The 18,006-nt window shown below is 72.3% G+C and carries 16 protein-coding genes; 10 read left to right on the top strand and 6 right to left on the bottom strand.

Features of this window, described 5'->3' with window-relative positions; genetic code table 11:
* Position 1 precedes the first annotated feature (1 nt).
* Both WMF17_RS28580 and WMF17_RS28575 read left to right on the top strand, forming a co-directional pair.
* Positions 2 to 1,360: an LLM class flavin-dependent oxidoreductase gene (locus WMF17_RS28580; protein ID WP_437644227.1), complete on the top strand. Its 1,359-nt coding sequence runs from the start codon at positions 2 to 4 to the stop codon at positions 1,358 to 1,360.
* A gap of 309 nt (positions 1,361 to 1,669) precedes the next feature.
* The gene (locus WMF17_RS28575; RefSeq protein ID WP_437596342.1) at positions 1,670 to 2,224 is read left to right on the top strand and encodes a hypothetical protein; all 555 of its coding nucleotides are present in this window, start codon (positions 1,670 to 1,672) and stop codon (positions 2,222 to 2,224) included.
* A 140-nt stretch (positions 2,225 to 2,364) separates the two neighbouring features.
* Here WMF17_RS28575 and lysA read toward each other — a convergent pair whose 3' ends face one another.
* The 3 genes from lysA to WMF17_RS28560 all read right to left on the bottom strand — a co-directional run bounded on the left by lysA (position 2,365) and on the right by WMF17_RS28560 (position 5,708).
* Positions 2,365 to 3,675: a diaminopimelate decarboxylase gene (gene lysA, locus WMF17_RS28570; protein WP_437644226.1), complete on the bottom strand. Its 1,311-nt coding sequence runs from the start codon at positions 3,673 to 3,675 to the stop codon at positions 2,365 to 2,367.
* Between the two features lie 130 nt (positions 3,676 to 3,805).
* Positions 3,806 to 5,443: a phospholipase D-like domain-containing protein gene (locus WMF17_RS28565; protein WP_437644225.1), complete on the bottom strand. Its 1,638-nt coding sequence runs from the start codon at positions 5,441 to 5,443 to the stop codon at positions 3,806 to 3,808.
* A 7-nt stretch (positions 5,444 to 5,450) separates the two neighbouring features.
* Positions 5,451 to 5,708 carry a hypothetical protein gene (locus WMF17_RS28560; protein ID WP_437596339.1) on the bottom strand — a complete coding sequence of 86 codons (258 nt, stop codon included), beginning with the start codon at positions 5,706 to 5,708 and terminating at the stop codon, positions 5,451 to 5,453.
* A 326-nt stretch (positions 5,709 to 6,034) separates the two neighbouring features.
* On the opposite strand from WMF17_RS28560, the gene WMF17_RS28555 reads away from it, so the two are divergent.
* The 3 genes from WMF17_RS28555 (at position 6,035) to WMF17_RS28545 (ending at position 10,102) form a co-directional block, all read left to right on the top strand.
* Positions 6,035 to 6,808, top strand: a complete 774-nt coding sequence (locus tag WMF17_RS28555) for a hypothetical protein (RefSeq protein WP_437644224.1) — start codon at positions 6,035 to 6,037, stop codon at positions 6,806 to 6,808.
* A 360-nt stretch (positions 6,809 to 7,168) separates the two neighbouring features.
* Positions 7,169 to 9,115 (top strand): protein kinase domain-containing protein, encoded by a 1,947-nt coding sequence (locus WMF17_RS28550; RefSeq protein WP_437644223.1) that lies wholly within the window; start codon positions 7,169 to 7,171, stop codon positions 9,113 to 9,115.
* A gap of 9 nt (positions 9,116 to 9,124) precedes the next feature.
* Positions 9,125 to 10,102, top strand: coding sequence for a hypothetical protein (locus WMF17_RS28545; RefSeq protein WP_437644222.1), 978 nt, complete (start codon positions 9,125 to 9,127; stop codon positions 10,100 to 10,102).
* 158 nt (positions 10,103 to 10,260) lie between these two features.
* Here WMF17_RS28545 and WMF17_RS28540 read toward each other — a convergent pair whose 3' ends face one another.
* Complete coding sequence (locus WMF17_RS28540; RefSeq protein WP_437644221.1) at positions 10,261 to 11,631, bottom strand: sigma-54 interaction domain-containing protein; 1,371 nt, start codon at positions 11,629 to 11,631, stop codon at positions 10,261 to 10,263.
* Between the two features lie 181 nt (positions 11,632 to 11,812).
* On the opposite strand from WMF17_RS28540, the gene WMF17_RS28535 reads away from it, so the two are divergent.
* Positions 11,813 to 12,112 (top strand): 4Fe-4S dicluster domain-containing protein, encoded by a 300-nt coding sequence (locus tag WMF17_RS28535; protein WP_437644220.1) that lies wholly within the window; start codon positions 11,813 to 11,815, stop codon positions 12,110 to 12,112.
* Between the two features lie 255 nt (positions 12,113 to 12,367).
* On the opposite strand, the gene WMF17_RS28530 is transcribed toward WMF17_RS28535, so the two are convergent.
* Both WMF17_RS28530 and WMF17_RS28525 read right to left on the bottom strand, forming a co-directional pair.
* The gene (locus WMF17_RS28530) at positions 12,368 to 13,723 is read right to left on the bottom strand and encodes a restriction endonuclease subunit S (protein ID WP_437644219.1); all 1,356 of its coding nucleotides are present in this window, start codon (positions 13,721 to 13,723) and stop codon (positions 12,368 to 12,370) included.
* Positions 13,720 to 15,189 carry an N-6 DNA methylase gene (locus tag WMF17_RS28525; RefSeq protein WP_437596330.1) on the bottom strand — a complete coding sequence of 490 codons (1,470 nt, stop codon included), beginning with the start codon at positions 15,187 to 15,189 and terminating at the stop codon, positions 13,720 to 13,722. Before WMF17_RS28525 ends, WMF17_RS28530 begins: the two co-directional genes overlap by 4 nt.
* A 127-nt stretch (positions 15,190 to 15,316) precedes the next feature.
* On the opposite strand from WMF17_RS28525, the gene WMF17_RS28520 reads away from it, so the two are divergent.
* From WMF17_RS28520 to WMF17_RS28505, 4 genes are all read left to right on the top strand, one after another.
* Positions 15,317 to 15,952 (top strand): hypothetical protein, encoded by a 636-nt coding sequence (locus WMF17_RS28520; protein ID WP_437596329.1) that lies wholly within the window; start codon positions 15,317 to 15,319, stop codon positions 15,950 to 15,952.
* Positions 15,949 to 16,863 (top strand): DUF4159 domain-containing protein, encoded by a 915-nt coding sequence (locus tag WMF17_RS28515; protein WP_437596327.1) that lies wholly within the window; start codon positions 15,949 to 15,951, stop codon positions 16,861 to 16,863. Before WMF17_RS28520 ends, WMF17_RS28515 begins: the two co-directional genes overlap by 4 nt.
* Before the next feature lie 6 nt (positions 16,864 to 16,869).
* On the top strand, positions 16,870 to 17,289 hold the full coding sequence (locus WMF17_RS28510) for a hypothetical protein (RefSeq protein ID WP_437596325.1): 420 nt from the start codon (positions 16,870 to 16,872) through the stop codon (positions 17,287 to 17,289).
* Between the two features lie 76 nt (positions 17,290 to 17,365).
* Positions 17,366 to 17,971 carry a hypothetical protein gene (locus WMF17_RS28505; protein WP_437596324.1) on the top strand — a complete coding sequence of 202 codons (606 nt, stop codon included), beginning with the start codon at positions 17,366 to 17,368 and terminating at the stop codon, positions 17,969 to 17,971.
* The last annotated feature ends 35 nt before the right edge of the window (positions 17,972 to 18,006 follow it).

The following is an 18,006-nucleotide window of genomic DNA, read 5'->3' as shown; positions in this document are numbered from 1 at the left end:
CATGAGCGACAATCCGCGGCAGATCCGTTTGGGCGCCTTCTTACCTGGCGCAGGACACCACGTGGCCGCCTGGCGGCACCCGCAAGCGCAGGCCGATGGAGGCATCCGCTTCGGTCATTACAAGCGCATCACGCAGACGGCGGAGCGGGCCAGGTTCGACGCCGTGTTCCTCGCGGACGGGCTCGCGCTGCAGAACCGGCCGGGGGCGCAGGGCCGCACCGCCTACGGGGCCAGCTTCGAGCCGGTCACGCTGTTCTCCGCGCTCGCGGCCGTCACCGAGCGCATCGGCTTCATCGCCACGGCGTCGACCACGTACGAGGAGCCTTACCTGCTGGCCCGCAAGTTCGCCTCGCTGGACCACCTCAGCCAGGGGCGGGCAGGGTGGAACGTGGTCACCACCGGTGGGGGCGAGGCGGCGGGGAACTTCGGGCTCGACGCCCACCCCGACCATGCGCAGCGGTATGCCCGGGCGCGCGAGTTCGTCGACGTGGTCACCGGCCTCTGGGACAGCTGGGAGGACGACGCCTTCCTCCGCGACAAGGCGTCGGGGGCCTACTACGACCCGGACAAGCTGCACACGCTCGATCACAAGGGGAAGTTCTTCTCCGTTCGGGGGCCGCTCAACATCCCGCGTCCGCCCCAGGGGCACCCGGTGATCGTGCAGGCGGGATCGTCGGAGGCGGGCAGGGATCTCGCGGCGGAGACGGCCGAGGTGATCTTCACCGCGCAGCAGACGCTGGAGGATGCGCAGGCCTTCTACGCCGACGTCAAGGGCCGGATGGCCAGGTACGGTCGCCACCCCGACCAGCTGAAGATCATGCCGGGGGTGTTCCCCGTGGTCGCCCGGACGGAGTCGGAGGCCAGGGCGAAGTACCAGGAGCTGCAGGACCTCATCTTGCCGGAGGTCGGCCTGTCGCTGCTCTCGGGTCTGTCGGGCGGGATCGATCTGTCGGGGTACCCGGTGGACGGTCCGCTGCCCGATCTGCCGGAGACCAACAACAACAAGAGCCGGCAAGCGCTGATGTTCGACATCGCCCGCAAGCGCAACTTCACCATCCGCGAGCTCTATCTCTGGGTGGCGGGAGCGCGCGGGCACTGGACGCTCGTCGGCTCGGTGGAGCAGATCGCGGACCAGCTGGAGGCGTGGTTCACGCAGGGCGGGGCCGACGGGTTCAACGTCATGCCGCCGTGGCTCCCGGGCGGGCTGGATGAGTTCGTCGAGCTGGTGATCCCGGAGCTGCGGCGTCGTGGGCTGTTCCGAACGGAGTACGAGGGCCGCACGCTGCGGGAGAACCTCGGGCTGTCCCGGCCGGCGAACCGTCACGCGAGCAAGGCCAGGTCGCGGGCGTCGGCGGCCTGACGAGCTGCACGTGATCGATGCAGACGAACGTGAACGGCATGAGCCACGTATACAAGAAAACAGGGTAGATCACGAGCGGCGCCGGTCGACATGCGCGCTGATCGAACCGCCGGTGGGCGGATTGTTCATCGCTGGATTCGCGCAAATCCAGGTGTGAGTCGCTGTCTCCTGGCGCTCCGCCAGCGCGCTTGACGAGCTGCCGGTGTCATCCAAAGTAGTTGGGGCTGGTCAGCTCCGTCGTGACGACTCTGTCGGTTTCAGGGCAGGAGATCGAGCGATCTTGTCTCCCCTTCAATCAGGAGATTCCACATGGCTGAATCGACGAAGATCGTCGTGCTGCTCGCTGCCTCGTTGTCGACGGTGATCGCTGGCTGCATGGCGGCGACGGACGAGGTGGATGGGGATGAGCGGGGGGACCTGTCCGCCGTCGCGGCGCCTGCGGACGCCGAGGAGAGCGTGGGTGAGGCGTCCGCCGCTCATCACTGCCACCACTGTCCGCCGGGGACCACGTATGTCGCCGTGGTGAACACCTGTGTCACCGAGCCTGCCAGCTTCGATTATACACCCTGGGCCCACGGGTGCCCTCACGGCGCCATCCTGACTGGCCGCGGCAACGTCATCTGTTTCCCGTGCGAGAGCCCTGGCCCTCCGAGCGTCCCCATCGCCGTCGGTCTCCCGGGCCCGCAGCCCGGCCTCTTTCCCCCTCCGGTCGCGGGCGGCGGTTTTCCGGGCCCGCAGCCCGGCCTCTTTCCCCCTCCGGTCGCGGGCGGTGGTTTTCCGGGCTCGCCGCTCGGCGCCTTTCCCCCTCCGGCCACCGGCATCGGCGCGCCTGGCTCCCCGGCTCCGCTCGGCCCGTTCCCGTGACGCGCCGGATCCAGCTCTTGCTCTCGCGAGCGCGGTAGGCCCCTGCGAGGGGGCCGGGCAGCCCGGCAAACCCCTGCGAGGGGGCCGGGCAGCCCGGCAAAGCCTCCGGGCGTGCGCCTCTCGCCCCGGTCCTCAGCCGCTCAGCCGCGCCCCGCCGTGCTCGCCGGATCCCCCACGACCGTCGTGCGCAGCCGCTCCTTGATGTCGTCGGACAGGCACATCCGCGAGACCATGTCCTCGAACGTGTCGCGCCGCCGGATGAGCCGGCTCCGCCCGCCCTCGATGAGCACCTCGGCCGGTCGCAGCCGGCCGTTGTAGTCGTAGCTCATCACGTGGCCGTACGCGCCGGCGTCCATCAGGACGACCACGTCCCCCTCGGCGACGTCCGCGGGGAACTCGCGCTCGCTGATCCACATATCGGTGTTCTCGCAGACCTGGCCCGTCATCGCCATCGGGGCGGTCTGGCCGCGGCGGCCGTTGATCCGCACCTCGTGGTAAGCGCCGTACATCACCGGCCGCGCCATCGTGTTCATCGAGATGTCGGTGCCGATGATCGTCCGGTATCCCTGCTTGATCGAGATCACCCGCCCGAGCACGCTGCCCGCGTCCCCGACGAAGTAGCGCCCCGGCTCCATGACGAGGCGGGGCGCCTTCAGGCCGTGCTCGGCGCACTTCTTCTGCACCATCGCGGCGATCTCGCGGGCGACCGCGTCCACGTCGAGCGTCGGCTGCTCCCTGCGGTAGGGGATGCCGAGCCCGCCGCCGATGTCCAGGAACGCGAGGTCGAAGCCGAGCTTCCGGGCGACCGGGCCGATCAGGTCGAGCAGCTTGCCGGTGACATGTGCGAAGCTCTCCGGCTTGTTCGCCTGCGAGTGAGGCATCATGTGCACCCCGAGCCGCTCGACCCCGTTCTCCAGCGCCGTGCGGTAGGCCTCCTCCACGTAGCGCGGGTGGATCCCGAACTTCGCGGACGGGCCAGCGAACGGCTTCAGATCGGGCGTCGCGATGTCCTCGCCGCTCGGGTTGATCCTGAAGGACATGCAGCGCGGCCGCCCGAGCGAGAACAGGCGCCGCAGGATGCCGTGGTCATCCACGTTGAAGATCACCCCGGCGCGCAGCCCAGCGGTCAGGTCGTCGTCCGAGAGGCTGTTGCCCGTGTAGATGATCTGCTCGCCCGAGAGCCCGAGCGCCTGCGCCAGGCGGATCTCGTTCGGGCTCGCGGCGTCCACGCCGGAGCCCTGCTCGACCAGGAGCTTCGCTATCTCCAGGTTGTTGCACGCTTTGATGGCGTAGAAGACGGACACCTCCGGGTAACAGCTGCTCAGCGCGCGCGTGAGTCGACGGAAGTTCTCCCGGATGCGCTCGGCGTCGTAGGCATAGAGCGGCGTACCGTACTGCTCCGCCAGGTCGCGCACCGAAATGCCACCGATCTTGATCTCTGCCTCTTGCATACTCCTCGTCGCGTCAACGCTTCCACTTCGAGAGACAACCCGAAGAAACTGGCTGCAGGCTTACAGTACACCAGCATATCATGTGCCACCGGCGGCCGGCAACGGTGCGGGCGGAGCGCCGCCTGTGCGGCTAGGTGGCGTCGCTGTGGCTCGCGTCGCTGCGGCCTGTGTCGCTGCTGCCGGCGTCGCTGCTGCCTGTGTCGCTGCTGCCGGCATCGCTGCTGCCGGCGTCGCTGCGGCTGCTGAAGAGGTGGCGCCAGAGCGTGCCGAGCCCGCCCACGAAGAGCGAGCCGTTGTGCTTGTCGATGGCCTCGACCGCGGCGGGGTCGAACGGCAGCTGATGCGGGTCGATCACCTCGAGCAGGGCGCGCTCGTCCGCCGTCGGCGACGGGTGGAGCCTCAGCCGGCACGAGCTCCCCGGCGTGCGCGGCCCGGTCGCGGGGCTCGCCAGCCCGTCGAGGTGCGCGACGAGGTCGTCCACCGGGTCGAGCTCGGTGTCGCCGAGGTGCTCGCCGATGAGCGACGCGCGCGCCCTGCGGATCGAGCGGCCCAGCGCGTCGTCGGGATCGTCGGTCTCGACCGAGGCGTTGATCTCGGTGTCGATCGAGAGGCTGCGGTTCGTCAGGTTGGCGGAGCCCACCGTGAGGAAGCGGTCGTCGACGATCATCACCTTGGAATGGATGTACGTGGCGCGCTCGGCCGTCTCGTCCTCGCCGCAGGCCGGCAGGGTGTAGTAGACGCCGAGACGGTGGCCGGTCTCGGCCGCCGCCTCGCGCAGCGTGCCGAGCACCTTGGCCTGGGAGAGCCCGACGGCGATCTGCTCCTTCATCGTCTCGGCCTCCATGTTCAGCACGAGCACCACGTCGAGGAGCGGCCGGCCCTCGGCGCGCATCCGCCGCACGATCCCCTCGGCGATCACGTGAGAGCTGAAGTACTGCGTCTCGACGTAGATGAAGCGCTCGGCGGCGTCGATGGCGTCGAGGTAGAGGTCGCGTATCTCCATGCAGTGCGGAGCGCCGGTGGGCGCGCCGTGCGGATCGGTGCGGCTCAGCGTCACGTGCCGCGCCGCGAGGGGGATACCGCCCTCGGGCCGGTAGTCGGGGAACGTCGGGTCGGCCGCCTCGATGTCCGGCAGCGTCATGGCCACGCCGCCGGCGCGCCGCCAGCGATCCGTGAAGATCTCGGTCAGCGCCCGGGCGACCTCGCGGCTGCGCACGTAGGCCTGGACGTCGTGAAACGGCTTGTGCGGCTCTCCGCGGCTGACGCGGAGCGGGTTCTTGTTCGTGTGGCTGCGGTCGTCCCAGCGGTGGTCGCAGAGGTCGAGGCCGCCGAGAAAGGAGAGCTCGCCGTCGACGACCACGAACTTCTGGTGGTGCGAGGCGCGCTCGACGTGGGTGGAGTCGAAGAGGAAGTGCAGGCGATGGTTCGTCCACTCGAAGACGAGCTGCTGGAGCCACTCGCGCTCGAGCGCGAACACGAGGTGGAAGTCCCAGGCCAGGATGAAGATCTGGAGATCCGGGGTGATCTCGCAGAGGTGGTCCAGGAACTTGAGCAGGGTGATCGGGCCCGACACCCCCGCCTCGCGCCCGCCGCGGAGCAGGGCGACGTCGCTGTCGAACTGCCAGCCGGCGAGGAGCATGTAGCGCCGCGCCCCGGACGCGACCCGGTAGAACTCGGGGTAATACTCGTCGGCATCGACCAGCAGGCCGAAGCTGTCCACCGGGGTGCTACACCACGTGTGACGCCGAGGGTCGATGATCTTCGCCATCGCCCCCTCACGCCGTCGCGTCCGGGCGCTCCTCACGGCGCGCCTGCGGTGTCGCGTGCTCCTCGATGAGCCGCTTCAGGCTCGAGATGCCCGGCCGGTCTCCGCTCGCCTCGCCGACGGCGGCGAGCCGCTCCGCCTCGTCGGGCGAGAGGTCGGGGCATATCCACTCCAGCAACGCCGCCCAGTCCGGTTCACCGTCGCAGCTGTAGCAGTCATCGGGGATCGGCGTATTGTCGGGGAAATTCCGGAAAACAAAGTACGGCATCGCATCTACCTTCATGCCGAGATCACGGGCACGTCCTCATTGCGGCTCGGATCTCGCGCTGCCGCGCTGGCACGCGGCCGACCGCGCGCCAGCGCGGCAGCGCGCGGCCCGTCGGCTATGGTGCCGGCCGCCCGGGGGGGCAAGCGCGTCCCGCTCGCGCCGGTCGGCCCGCCGGCGATCGTGCCCGGAACAGGACGGCGGCGCGGGTCCGTCGCGCCGCAGCGTGGACCCAGGGAAGAAAAATCCACCACGCCTGAGCTCGGCCGCTCGGGCGCTGAAGGTCGAGCTTGTTCGGGGCGCTCCTCTGGGCTGAACTCCACGCCAGGATGAACGACCTTGACTCGATAGCGCTTGCTGCCCGCGGCGCGCTGGCGCTGATCGTGAGCCTCACGGCGGTGGGCTGCCAGCTCGTCTCGGGTATCGACGGGATGAACGTCGACCCGTCGGTGGGCGGCGTCATCGGCGACTGCGGGCCGGCGGGCACCCGGTGCGGCGGGACGTGCGAGGACGGCATCGCCACGCCTCCGGGCACCTGCAGGGGCGACGGGACGTGCTCCGCCGAGCCGAAGAGCTGCGGGTCCTACGCCTGCAACCTGGGCGGGACGGCGTGCGCCACGAGCTGCTCGATCTTCGACGGCTGCGTCGACGCCGCGGTCTGCGACACGATGACCGCGACGTGCATGGCGTGCGGGGCGAGCCCTTCCGATCCGGCCCCGTGCGACGGCTGCGAGCACTGCCAAGGTGGCAAGTGCGTCACCCGGTGCGACACCGAAGGCGAGTGCGTCGAGGACCGGATGCTCGACGCGAAGGAGCGCCCGGCGAGGCTCGAGTGCAACGGTCAGTGCAACAACATCAGCGTGGTCTGCATAGGGCCGCACCCGTGCGAGATCGTCTGCGGCGACGGTGGGTGTCAAGGCCTGCTCATGCGATGCAGCCATGACGGCCCGTGTTATCTCGAGTGCGGCCGGTCGGGGTGCGCGAGCAATGTGAAATTTGAATGTGGAACGAATATTTGCGTTGCTGCTTGCATCCTCGAGACCACCATCATCGATCAGGAGTGCGGGAGCTCGTGCTCGTGCATGTCGCAGGTATGCCAGTGATCCACGCGGGCGCCGTGCCGCGCTGCGCCGTGCTCCGTGCGGGGAGGCGCGGCGGCGGCGTGGACGCACGCGGCGGGCGCGCGCCGCTTGCGGGCGCGTGCCGCTTGCGGGCGCGTGCCGCTTGCGGGCGCGTGCCGCTTGCGGGCGCGTGCCGCTTGCGGGCACGTGAGTGAGACGCGCCGATGAGAACGGCGCCCGGCGGCGCCGGGGATAGGGGTAGCCAAGACCGCGCGCCCCCGATATTCTAGGGCTTTGCATGACGACCTGCCCCGCGCGGGGCAACCGGGACCACGCGACCCCTAGCTTCCATGGCTCAGTATGGCGACGTGCCCCAAGTGCGGTGCAGTGTACGATGAGGATGTGACGACGTGTGCGGCAGACGGCAATCCGCTGCTGCCCGCGCGGCTGAGCCTCCCCGCCGAGCCGCTCCTCGCGGCGCACACCATGGTCGGCGAGTACCGCATCGAGCGGAAGCTCGGCGCAGGCACGTTTGGAGAGGTCTACGCCGGCGAGCACCCGATCATCGGCAAGCAGGTCGCCATCAAGGTCCTGAACGGGCGCTTTGCCGCGCAGCCTCAGGCCGTCGCCAGGTTCGTCGCCGAGGCGCGCGCGGTGAACCGGATCCGCCAGCGCAACATCATCGATATCTTCTCCTTCGGCGTGCTCCAGGAGCTGCAGCGGCACTACTTCGTCATGGAGCTGCTCGACGGCCTCACGCTGGGCGAGCTGTGCCGGCGCAGGAGGCGGCTGCCGTTCCCGACGATCGTCCCCATCCTGCGGGGCATCGCCGACGCGCTCGACGCCGTGCACGAGGCGGGGATCACGCACCGGGATCTGAAGCCGGACAACGTCTTCCTCGCGGCGGAGCGCGACGGGACCTGGTTCCCGAAGCTGCTCGACTTCGGGATCGCGAAGCTCGCGGACGGCTCGGAGGAGACGAGCACCGGGGTCGTGCTGGGCACGCCGCAGTACATGGCGCCCGAGCAAGCGCGCGGGCAGCGGATCGGGCCGCCGGCGGACATCTATGCGCTCGGCGTGATGATTCACAAGATGTTGACGGGAAAGCATCTGTTCACCGGCGAGTCCGCCGTGGAGATGATGTACAAGCACGTATCGAATCCTCCGCCGCGGATGTCGAGCGTCTGCGCCGATCTGCCGCGCGAGCTCGACCTGCCGGTGCTCGCCATGCTCGAGAAGCGCGCGGGCGACAGGCCTCCGAGCGCGAGCAGGGCAGTCGCCGCGCTGCTGGACGCCGCGCGCGGGATCGGGCTCCTGCGGGGCCGCGCGCCGGAGGAGCCCGTCTCGGCGCTCCCGGTCGCGACGTGGGCTCCGGGAGAGATGCGCTCGACAACCGAGGTTGTGGCGCCGGCGAGCGCGACGTGGACGTCGGGGCTGGCGTCATCGGCCATGGAGCCTTCGGCCACCGAGGTTGTGGCGCCGGCGAGCGCGACGTGGACGCCGGGAGGGGTGTCTCCGGCCACCGAGGATGTGGCGCCGGTGAGCGCGACGTGGAGCCCGGGGCCCGCGCCTGCGGCGAGGGAGGACGCGATCACCCTGGAGACGGGCGTTCCCTTTGAGACGGGGCCCTCGGCGACCGCCGGGGGCTGGGCGCCGGACCGCTGCTCGGACGCCGGTACCGGCCCGACGCCGGAGCCCTCGATCGCGCCCGGGGGATCGGCCATCGCGGTCGCCGAGAGCATGGCCGGGACGATGGCGAGCCCTGGAGGCGCGACCCTCCCCCCGGCAGGGCCGCCCGCCGGGGGGGTGGACCCGGTGCGAGGAGAGGACGCGGGCGATCGTTCGTCGCTGCGCGAGCTGGCCGCCGTCGAGGCGCCGTCGATCGTTCCGGCCGCACGGGCGACTGCGGCGAGGCGCTGGAAGCTCCTGGTCGCGACCGCCGCGGGGCTCCTCGCCGCGACGTGGATGTGGGCGGCCGGGCGTCCCTCCGGGCTCCCCCCGCTGGACGGCTCGAGCGCCGTGGCGCTCGCCTCGTCCGCCGCCGCGCCGGCGCCGCCGCGCGCCTCGGCCTCCGCCGTGTCGCCGCCGCGCGCCACGGCCGCCGCCGCGCCGGCGCCGCCGCCGCTCGCCTCGTCCGCCGCCGCGCCGGCGCCGCCGCCGCTCGCCTCGTCCGCCGCCGCGCTGCCGCTCGCCTCGGCTGCCCCAGCGGCCCCGAGTGCCGCGCCGGTGCCGCGCTCCGCGACCCCACGCGCCGCGACTCCACGCGCCGCGGCTCCGCGCGCCGCGACCCCGCGCGCCGGGGGGTTGAGCCAGGGTCGCGTGGAGAGGCTCCTCGACCAGCGTGAGTGAGTCGGGAACATGAAGCGAGGGCTCTCGTTCCTTGGCTCCGGCGTGCTGCTCGGGGCCGTCGCGCTGTCGGGCGCGGCGTCCGCGCAACGCGCGGTCAAGCCCGTGGCCGAGGTGCTCTTTCGGCAGGGGCGCGACCTCTTCAAGGACGGGAAGTACCCCGAGGCCTGCGACAAGTTCGAGGAGAGCCAGCGCATCGAGCCGAAGCCCGGGACGCTCCTCAACCTCGCCGTCTGTCACGAGAAGGTGGGGAAGCTCGCGACCGCCTGGGCCGAGCTGAGCTCGGTGGAGGAGGTCGCGCGGCGCGAAGGCCGGAAGGACCGTGAGGGCTTCGCGCGCGCGCAGCGCGAGGCGCTGGAGAAGCGGCTCGCGCGGCTCGAGGTCAGGATGGCTGCGCCGCCCGCGAGCCTGCGCCTCACCCTCGACGGCGAGCCGCTGAGCGGCGCTGCCCTGAACGCGCCGTTCCCCATCGATCCAGGCCAGCACCGCGTCGCCGCTGCGGCGCCGGGGAAGAGGGCGTGGTCGACCGACGTCGAGGTGCCGCCCGAGCGCGCCACGATCGTCGTCACCGTCCCGGCGCTGGAGGACGCGCCGCCCGCTGCGCTGGCGCCGCGCGCGGCGGGCCCGGCGCCCGCGCCGAGGCCGCAGGCGGGGAGCACCGGGACGGTGCTGATGGCCACGGGGTTCAGCGTCGGCGCGGTCGGCCTGGTGGTCGGGGCCGTCGCGGGCGCGCTCACGCTCTCGAAGTCCGGGGCGCTCGCCGAGGCGTGTCCGGACGACCGCTGCCCTCCGAGCCGGCGCGGCGAGCTCAGCACGGCCAACACGCTGGCCAACGTCTCCAACGCCGGCTTCGCGGTCCTCGCCGTCGGCGCCGGCGTCGGCGTCGCCGGCCTGCTGATGCTGCCACCCCGGGGGCCGACGGCGGGCTCGCGCGCGGCGCTGACCCCGGTGCTCGGGCCTGGAGCGATAGGCCTGCAAACCACCTTCTGATGGCTGGAAACTGGCTGTGTAGCTGCGAACGAGGCGTGGTCACGCAGGGCCTCGCGCACGCGCGCGCGATCGTCATCGCGATCGCGCGCGCGCGCTCGTGCTGATGAAGATGGCGCCGGGGCCATCGCTGTCCGGCGTCCGGCTGCGCTGGCCTCGAGTCAGCCCTTCTCGCCCCCCTCCCTCCGGATCCCGAGCTTCCGCATCTTGCTTTGCAGCGTCGTCGGCTTCAGCCCGAGCGCCGCGGCCGCCCCGTCCTCCCCGTAGATCTTCCCGCCCGAGGCCCGCAGCGCCTCCTCGATGCAGCGCTGCGCCGCCTCCCTGTACGTCATCGCGCGCCCCGCCGCGCGGGGGGCCGCGGCGAGCGGCGCTGACAGGATGAGCTCGTCCCCGGTCGACATCACCATCGACCGCTCGATCACGTTCTCCAGCTCCCGCACGTTGCCCGGCCAGCCGTGCGCCCGCAGCCGCGCCATCGCCGCCGCGCTCACCCGCGGCGGCGGCCGGCCGAAGCTCGCCGCGACCTTCTCCACGATGACCCGCGTGAGGGGCTCCAGGTCCTCGGGCCGCTCCCGCAGCGGGGGGACGACGATGGGAAACACCTGCAGCCGGTAATACAGGTCCTCACGGAACGCCCCGCTCGCCACCATGGCCTCGAGCGGCCTGTGCGTCGCGGCGATCACCCGCACCGAGACGCGCACCGCGCCCTCGCCGCCGACGCGCTCGATCTCGCCCTCCTGGAGCACGCGCAGGAGCTTCGCCTGCGCCGCCTTGGGCAGCTCGCCGACCTCGTCGAGCAGCAGCGTCCCGCCGTTTGCGCGCTCGAACATCCCGTGGTGCCGCGCCGCGGCGCCGGTGAACGCGCCGCGCTCGTGGCCGAAGAGCGCGCTCTCGACGAGCCCCTCGGGCAGCGCGCCGCAGTTCACCGCGAGGAACGCCCGCTCCGCGCGGCGCGAGAGCGCGTGGATGCGGCGCGCGATCACCTCCTTGCCGGTGCCCGTCTCGCCGCGCACGAGCACGGTCGTGTCCTGCCGCGCCACGAGCGGCACCATCTCCTGGAAGATCGCCCGCATCGCCGGGCTCGCCGCGACCACCTCCCGGGGCAGGGCGACGCGGTCGAGCTCCTCCTTCAGCGCCCGCTTCTCGCCCTGCGCGCGGCGCGCGATCGCCGCGACGCGCCCGAGGACCTGCACCTGCCGGAGCGCCACGGCGAGCAGGCGGCCCAGCGCCTCGAGCAGCGCGGGCGAGAGCTCGAGCGTCGCGCCCTCGCCGAGCGCCATCGTGGCGCAGCCGACGGCGCCGTCCGCGTCGCGGAGCGCGAAGACGGCGAGCGTCTCGCCGCCCGCCTCGCGCCGGATCTCCGGCGCGCCCGGCGCGGCCGCGCCGCGGCGGAGATCGAGCCGCCGGAGCGGGAGGTGGCGCGCGAGCACGGCGCTCACCGCGGGGACGAGCGTCGCCTCCGTGTGCGCGCGCGCTGCGGCCTCGCCGAGGTCGGCGAGCAGGAGAACGGCGCGATCGGCGGGGGCGGTCATCGTGCGCGGAGCGACGCCACCGAAATGGCGTTGCGCGGCACCGTAGGGGCGTTGCCCGGGCAGCACAAGGCCAGCGCAGGCCCGGGAAAGGGCCGCTCGGGCCGCGGGTACGCGCCGTGCAAATGCAAAACCGAGCAAGGAGAGGAGAGCGCGGACGACCGTTCCGCGGAAAGGACCCTTCATGGCCTATGTCATCGCCGAGCCCTGCATCGCCACCTGCGACACCGCGTGTGTCTCCGTCTGCCCCGTCGAGTGCATCCACGGCCCGCTCCCGATCGACGAGATCGCGCGCATCCCAGAAGAAGAGCGGACGACGCGCCTTGCGCGCCTCCAGCTCTACATCGATCCCGAGTCGTGCATCTCCTGCGGCGCCTGCGAGGGCGAGTGCCCCGTGAGCGCCATCTTCGATGAGGACGAGCTGCCGGCCGAGTGGGGACATTACCGGGAGATCAACGCCCGCTTCTTCGCGGAGCGCGCCTGAGGCGCCGGGAGCGCTCGCCGGTGTCCTCGGCCGGCGAGGCCACGACACCCACCCTGATCCCGAGCGGCGAGGCGGGGCGGCGCGCCGGCGGGTAGCGCCCCCCGCAGGTTGTGGGATCCCGGTGGCAGCGCGGTAGTAGGATGTCGGCATGACCAGGGACGACCTGGATCGCTACGAGGTCACCGCGGAGGGGTTCGCCTACGCCGCCCAGATGGCCTGGGCGGCCGCCAGCTCGGTCTTCAAGCGATCTGTGTCCTAGCGCCGGCCGGCGCTCCTCCTCGCCCCGGCTCCCGCCCGCGCGCTCTGGACGCGGCAGAGGAGCGCCTCCGCCGGCTCGTAGTCCCGGCCCTCTGCGCGGGAGAGCTCCGCCTCGGTGGGGACGAGCTCGCCCGAGAACGCCCGGGCGAGGATCGTCTGCGCGAGCCTGTCGGCCCGGGCTGCGGCGGCGGTCACGCGCTGCTCGACCGCGCCGGCGAGCGCGAAGAGCGCCTGCGCGCGGCGCACGATCTCCGCCTGCTCCTCGCTCGGCGGCAGCGGGGCAGGGATGCCGTTCAGCGCCGCCTGCGTGAGCTTCGGCTGCGCCGAGCCGGTCACGTGGTGCTGGAGATCGAGCGAGTTCAGGAGCAGCTCGAGGTACCCGAGGACCACGCCGGCCTTCGGCTGGACGACATGAGCGTGGTTGTTCACCCAGAACCGCCCGCTCGCGGCGAAGGCCACCGCGGTGCTCCTGGACAGGAGGTTCGCGCCGTCCTCGGCGACGAGCAGGTAGTCGCCGTCGAACAGATAGCCATCGATCGAGTCGATGATCCCCGACGCGCCGTAATAGGGATATGAACCCCGGCGCCCCCCTCGAACCGTGGAGTTCACCGGGACGCGCCGCCCGTCGTGGTTGTCGACGAGGGCGCCGAACGGGCAGAGGGCCCACGACGCCGGCAGGCGCCGCGTCGAGCCGCCGTCGCTCCCCGCGCCCGGCGCCGCCGGCCACGAGCGCTGCAGGGCCTCCGGGAGCTCGGCGGAGGGCGGCGCGGCGGCGTCCGGCGCGCGGAGGTCCTCGGTGAGCCTGCCCGAGCACGCCGCCGCCAGCACGGCCTGCCGGAGCCGCCTGACGACGAGCGACGCCCTGGCCAGCCGGGCCCTCGCCGCGTCCACCTCGCCGAGCAGGGCCTCGACCTTCGCGACGATGCGGCGCTGCTCGGGGAGGGGAGGCAGCGCGAAGGGGCGCTCGAAGGTCTCGCGCACCTTCACGAACGGCTGCGCGGAGCCGCCCTTCGCCCAGAAGCCCTCGTCGTTGAGGTGGAGGAACAGGTAGTCGACGTCGATGGCCCGCGGGTCCGGCCAGACCACGTGGGTGTTCGCGATCGCCGACCACCGCCCGCGCGCCTTGAACGCCTTCCCGCACCGCGTCCCCACGGCGGAGACGACGATCGCCTCGCCCTCGTGCTCCCAGCGGTCGGACCACACGTCGGGGCCGGACGCGCTGAACGCCTGGAAGCGCCCGGGCCGCTGCTCGGCGTGGAGCCTCCCCTTGATGAGCTTCGAGCTCCCGGTCCGGTGGGAGCAGAGCGACGCGAGCGTCGTCTCGGCCCACCCCTCGGGCAGGCGCCCGCTCACGCCTCCGCCGCCTTCGCCCCGCCCTCGAGCAGCGCCAGCACGCGGTTCAGCGCGGCGACCGCCTCTTCCAGCTCCTGGATCGCGTCGGTCGCCAGCTCCTCCGGCTCCGGCAGCTCGCCGGCGTCGTCGGGCGACTCCTCCCGGAGCCATTTGAACCCGTCGAGCTTGAACTCGCGCTCCTCGACCTCGCGGAGCTCGAAGCTCCGAAAGCGACCCTCGCTGGAGCTCGCCGCCTCGCGCCGCGCCCGCCCCTCCGGGTCGCCGCCGTAGCACCGCTCGAACTCGGCGAAGTGCGCCGGCGAGAGCGGCCGATCCTTCTTTGTGATCGACGGGACGCCCGTCCGCGCGTCGTAGATCCAGACCTTCTCCGTCGCGCGACCCTTCGTGAAGAAGACGACGTTGGCCTTCACGCCGGGGCTGTACGGGGTGAACGTCCCGCGCGGCAGGCGGAGCACCGTGTGCAGATCGCAGCCCTCGGCGAGGATCTCGAGCACGGCGCCTGCCTGGTCCGCGAACAGGCAGTTGTCTGGCAGGACCATCGCCGCCCGGCCGCCGGGCTTCAGGATCGTCAGCACGTGCTGGATGAAGTTGAGCTGCTTGTTCGCCGTCGCGATCGCGAAGTCCTCGCGGGCCGGCGCCTTGTGCGCCCCCTTCGTGCCGAACGGCGGGTTCGTCAGGATCACGTCGAACCGCTCTTCGGGCGGCGGCGGCGGGGCGTCGATCGAGTCGCCGAGGGCGATCCTCGGCTCGATCCCGTGGAGGTACAGGTTCATGAGGGCGAGCCGGCGGGGGCGCGCGACGAGCTCGTTTCCGAAGAACACAGTGGATTTGACCCGGCCCGCCGCCTCCCGATCGAGCGTCCCCCGCGCCTCGGCCTCGAGCCATTCCCAGGCGGCGACAAGGAACCCTCCGGTGCCGCACGCCGGGTCGCACAGGGCGAAGCCCGGCTTTCCCCGCGGGTCGGGCCGCATGCACCGCACGATCGACTGGATCAGGACGCGGGGCGTGAAGTACTGCCCCGCGCCCTTCTTCCCCTCGGCGGCGGCCTTCTCGAGGAGCCCCTCGTACGCCGCGGCCTGGATGTCCACGCCGAGGCGCGTCCACGCGACGTCGTCGATGAGGTCGACGAGCCGCTGGAGGTTCGCGGGGCTCTTGAAGCGCGGCTGCGAGCCCGCGTAGATCTCCCCCAGCACGCCGGGGGCCTGGTCGAGGCGCCGGAGGACCTCGGCGTAGCGGTCGAGCAGCGCCTGCCCGCTCGTCGCGCGCAGGGCCGGCCAGGAGCAATCCATCGTCCCGACCTCGCCGCGGGGCGCCCTGGGCTCGACGCGCGAGAGATCGAGGCCTCGCTCGGCGGCCATCTTCAGGAAGAGCAGGTACGTGATCTGCTCGATGTAGTCTCCATGATCGATGCCGTCGTGGCGGAGCGTGTGGCAGAACCCCCAGAGCTTTCCAACAACGTCGGTCATGCGGCGATGGCTTCGTTCAGGTCGTGGAGGAGATCGAGGCGCGGAGGGCGCCGCCTTACCACGGCCGGGTCTCCACGTGTCTCGACGGCGCCGGGACGCGCCGGCGCCGATGTACTAGGCTCGGCCCGTGCCGCGTGCCCTCACCTCGCTGCTCGCGCTCCTCGCGCCGCTCACCGGCCTCGCGTGCGCGTCGTCCTCGCTCCCCGACCCGAAGGAGGCGGTGCGGGCCTACGCCGACGCGGCGGCGCGCGGCGACGCCGACGCCATCTACGGGATGCTGAGCGAGCGGAGCCGCACCGCGACGTCGCGCGAGGAGGTGCGGCGGCGGGTGGCCGAGGCGCGCGCCGAGCTCGCCGAGCAGGCCAGGAGCGTCACGGCGCCCGGGGTGGTGGTCAGGACCCGCGCCCGGGTGCGCTACCCGGACGGCGAGATCGCGACGCTCGAGCTCGACGACCGCGAGCGCGCCTTCCGGATCTCGGCGGCCGACGCGCTGCCCGCGGGCGGCCGCACCCCCGAGCAGGCGCTCGAGCAGCTCCGCCGCGTCCTCGCGCGCCGCAGCTACGCCGGCCTGCTGCGGGTCCTCACGCCGGCCACGCGCAGCGCCATCGAGAGCGACCTCCGCTCGCTCGTCGAGGGGCTCGCCCAGCCCGAGGGCCTCGAGGTCCGGATTGCGGGCGACTCCGCGACGGTTCAGATCCCGGGTGGGCACGAGGTGAAGCTCCGGCGCGAGGCGGGTGTATGGCGGGTCGAGGACTTCGATTGAAACGGTGGCTCGCCAGAGCCGGCGCCTCCGGGCTCGGCCGCCTCGCCGCGGCGGCGCCAGGCCGCCTCGTCGCGGCGGCGCCAGGCCGCCTCGTCGCGGCGGTGCCGCCTCGCCGCCTCGCCGCGGCGGCGCTTGTGCTGGTCTCGGCGTTGCTTCTCTCGGCCGTGCCGCGTCCGGCGCGCGCCTTCGGCGAGGAGGGGGCGTGGAACCCGCGGCCGCTGCTCACGGGCAACGCGCGGTGGGAGGGCGTGCGCGCCACCGCGCCGGCGCGCTGGTCGTTCGAGCTGGAGCGCCGGACGAGCGCGCCCGCGCGTCGCAACCCGACCACGGTCCGCGCCGACGACCCGGCGCTCCTGGCCGAGCCGTTCGCGCTCTGGGGCGGCGAGGGTGATCTCCCGCCGCTCACCGAGCGCGAGGTCTTCGGTCTGCGGCGCTTCCTCGCGCTGGGCGGCGTGCTCTTCGTCGACGACTTCGCCCCGGGGAGCGGCGCGTTCGGCCGCGCCGCGCGGCGCGAGATCGCCCGTGTCCTTCCGGAGGGCTCGCCCATCCCGATCGGCACGGAGAACGTCGTCTTCCGCTCCTTCTATCTCCTCCCGCGCGCCGTCGGCCGCGTCGAGGGCCCGCAGAAGCTCTCGGCGATCGTGCGCGGCGGCCTGCCGCAGGTGATCTTCTCCGACCACGACCTCGCCGGCGCGCTGGCGCGCTCCGATGGCGGCGGTTCGAGCGTCGATGTCACGCCCGGGGGCGAGGCGCAGCGCGAGCGCGCGTTCCGGCTCGCGGTGAACATCGCGATGTACGTGCTCTGCTCGAACTACAAGGACGATCAGGTGCACGCGCCGTTCCTGATGCGCCGCCGCGCGATCGACGATGCGCGACCCCGCTCCGTGCCCGGGCGCCCCCGAGCGCCCTGAGCTGACATGCCGGATCGTCTCGCCCCCGCGCCGAAGCCGGTCTGGCAGAACGACGACTACGCGGTCCTGGTCGACGCGCCGCTGGGCATCGTCTGGAATGTGCGCAGCAGCAAGCCGTTCGCCTCGATCGAGGAGCTCGAGGCCTCGATGGCGTCGGTCTGCCGTTGCATGGATGGGCTGGGCCGCTCGCGGTATGCCCTCCTCCTCGACATCCGCGCCGCTCCTGGCCGGAACGATCCCGCGTTCGAGGCTGCCCTCGACCGCCTCCGGCCGCTCTGGTTCCAGGGCTTCCGCAGGGTCGGCGTGCTCGTGCAGAGCGTCGTCGGCGAGCTGCAGGCCCAGCGCTATGCGAGGAGGGACAGCATCAAGCGGCTGATCACGAGCGACGAGGCCGCGCTCCTGCGGTACCTCGCGCAGGGCGGCTGAGCGGCGGATCCTGACGCGCCCCCGCTCCGCGGCCGGGTATGGCGGTTGCTAAGGCGCCTCTGGACGAGGTGACCCCATGAGACACGTTCTTCTTCTCGGAGCATCCTTTGCGGCGATCGCGCTGCTGAGCCATCCAGCGATCGCGGCGCCCACGGTGTCAGGGGACGTCGACGTCGGCCACGCGGTCGGGGAGGCCGCCGACTGGAACGGTGCGACGTTCGGTATGACAGCTCGAGCAGGGTACGAGGTCGATCTGGGCAAGGGCGTCTTCCTCGCCCCCGAGGCCGGCGCGGGATTCGTGTTCATCGCGCAGGGAGACGGCGTCGCCGACGGCTCCTCGCTCCTGCCGTCGAATCCGTTGGCCTTCCGTCTCCTCGGCGGCCTGCGCCTCGGCGTCGGCGACCGGGTCGTCCCGTCGCTGTTCGCGCGCGGCGGATACGCGTGGATCACCGGCGACACCGACGGCTACGAGCGCCGCGCGCAGGCTCCGCTGATGGACGTCGGTCTGGCCGTGGATGCCGCCCTGTCGCGCGGGTTCCGGGTCGGCGGGCACGCGGGCTTCGGAGCGATGTGGGCGAGGGATTACGGCGGCGCCTTCACGTCGCTTCACCTCGGCATCACGGGCGCGTTCTCGTTCGGCGAGCAGGACGGACCGAGCACCGAGACAGCCTCGACCCGGTAGAAGCTGCCTCGCCCATGGCACATCTTGAGCTCAAC

Source organism: Sorangium sp. So ce362 (assembly GCF_051519845.1).
Classification (GTDB): domain Bacteria; phylum Myxococcota_A; class Polyangia; order Polyangiales; family Polyangiaceae; genus Sorangium.
Note: the sequence above shows the minus strand (reverse complement) of the source record. Positions and strands in the feature narration are given on the sequence as shown.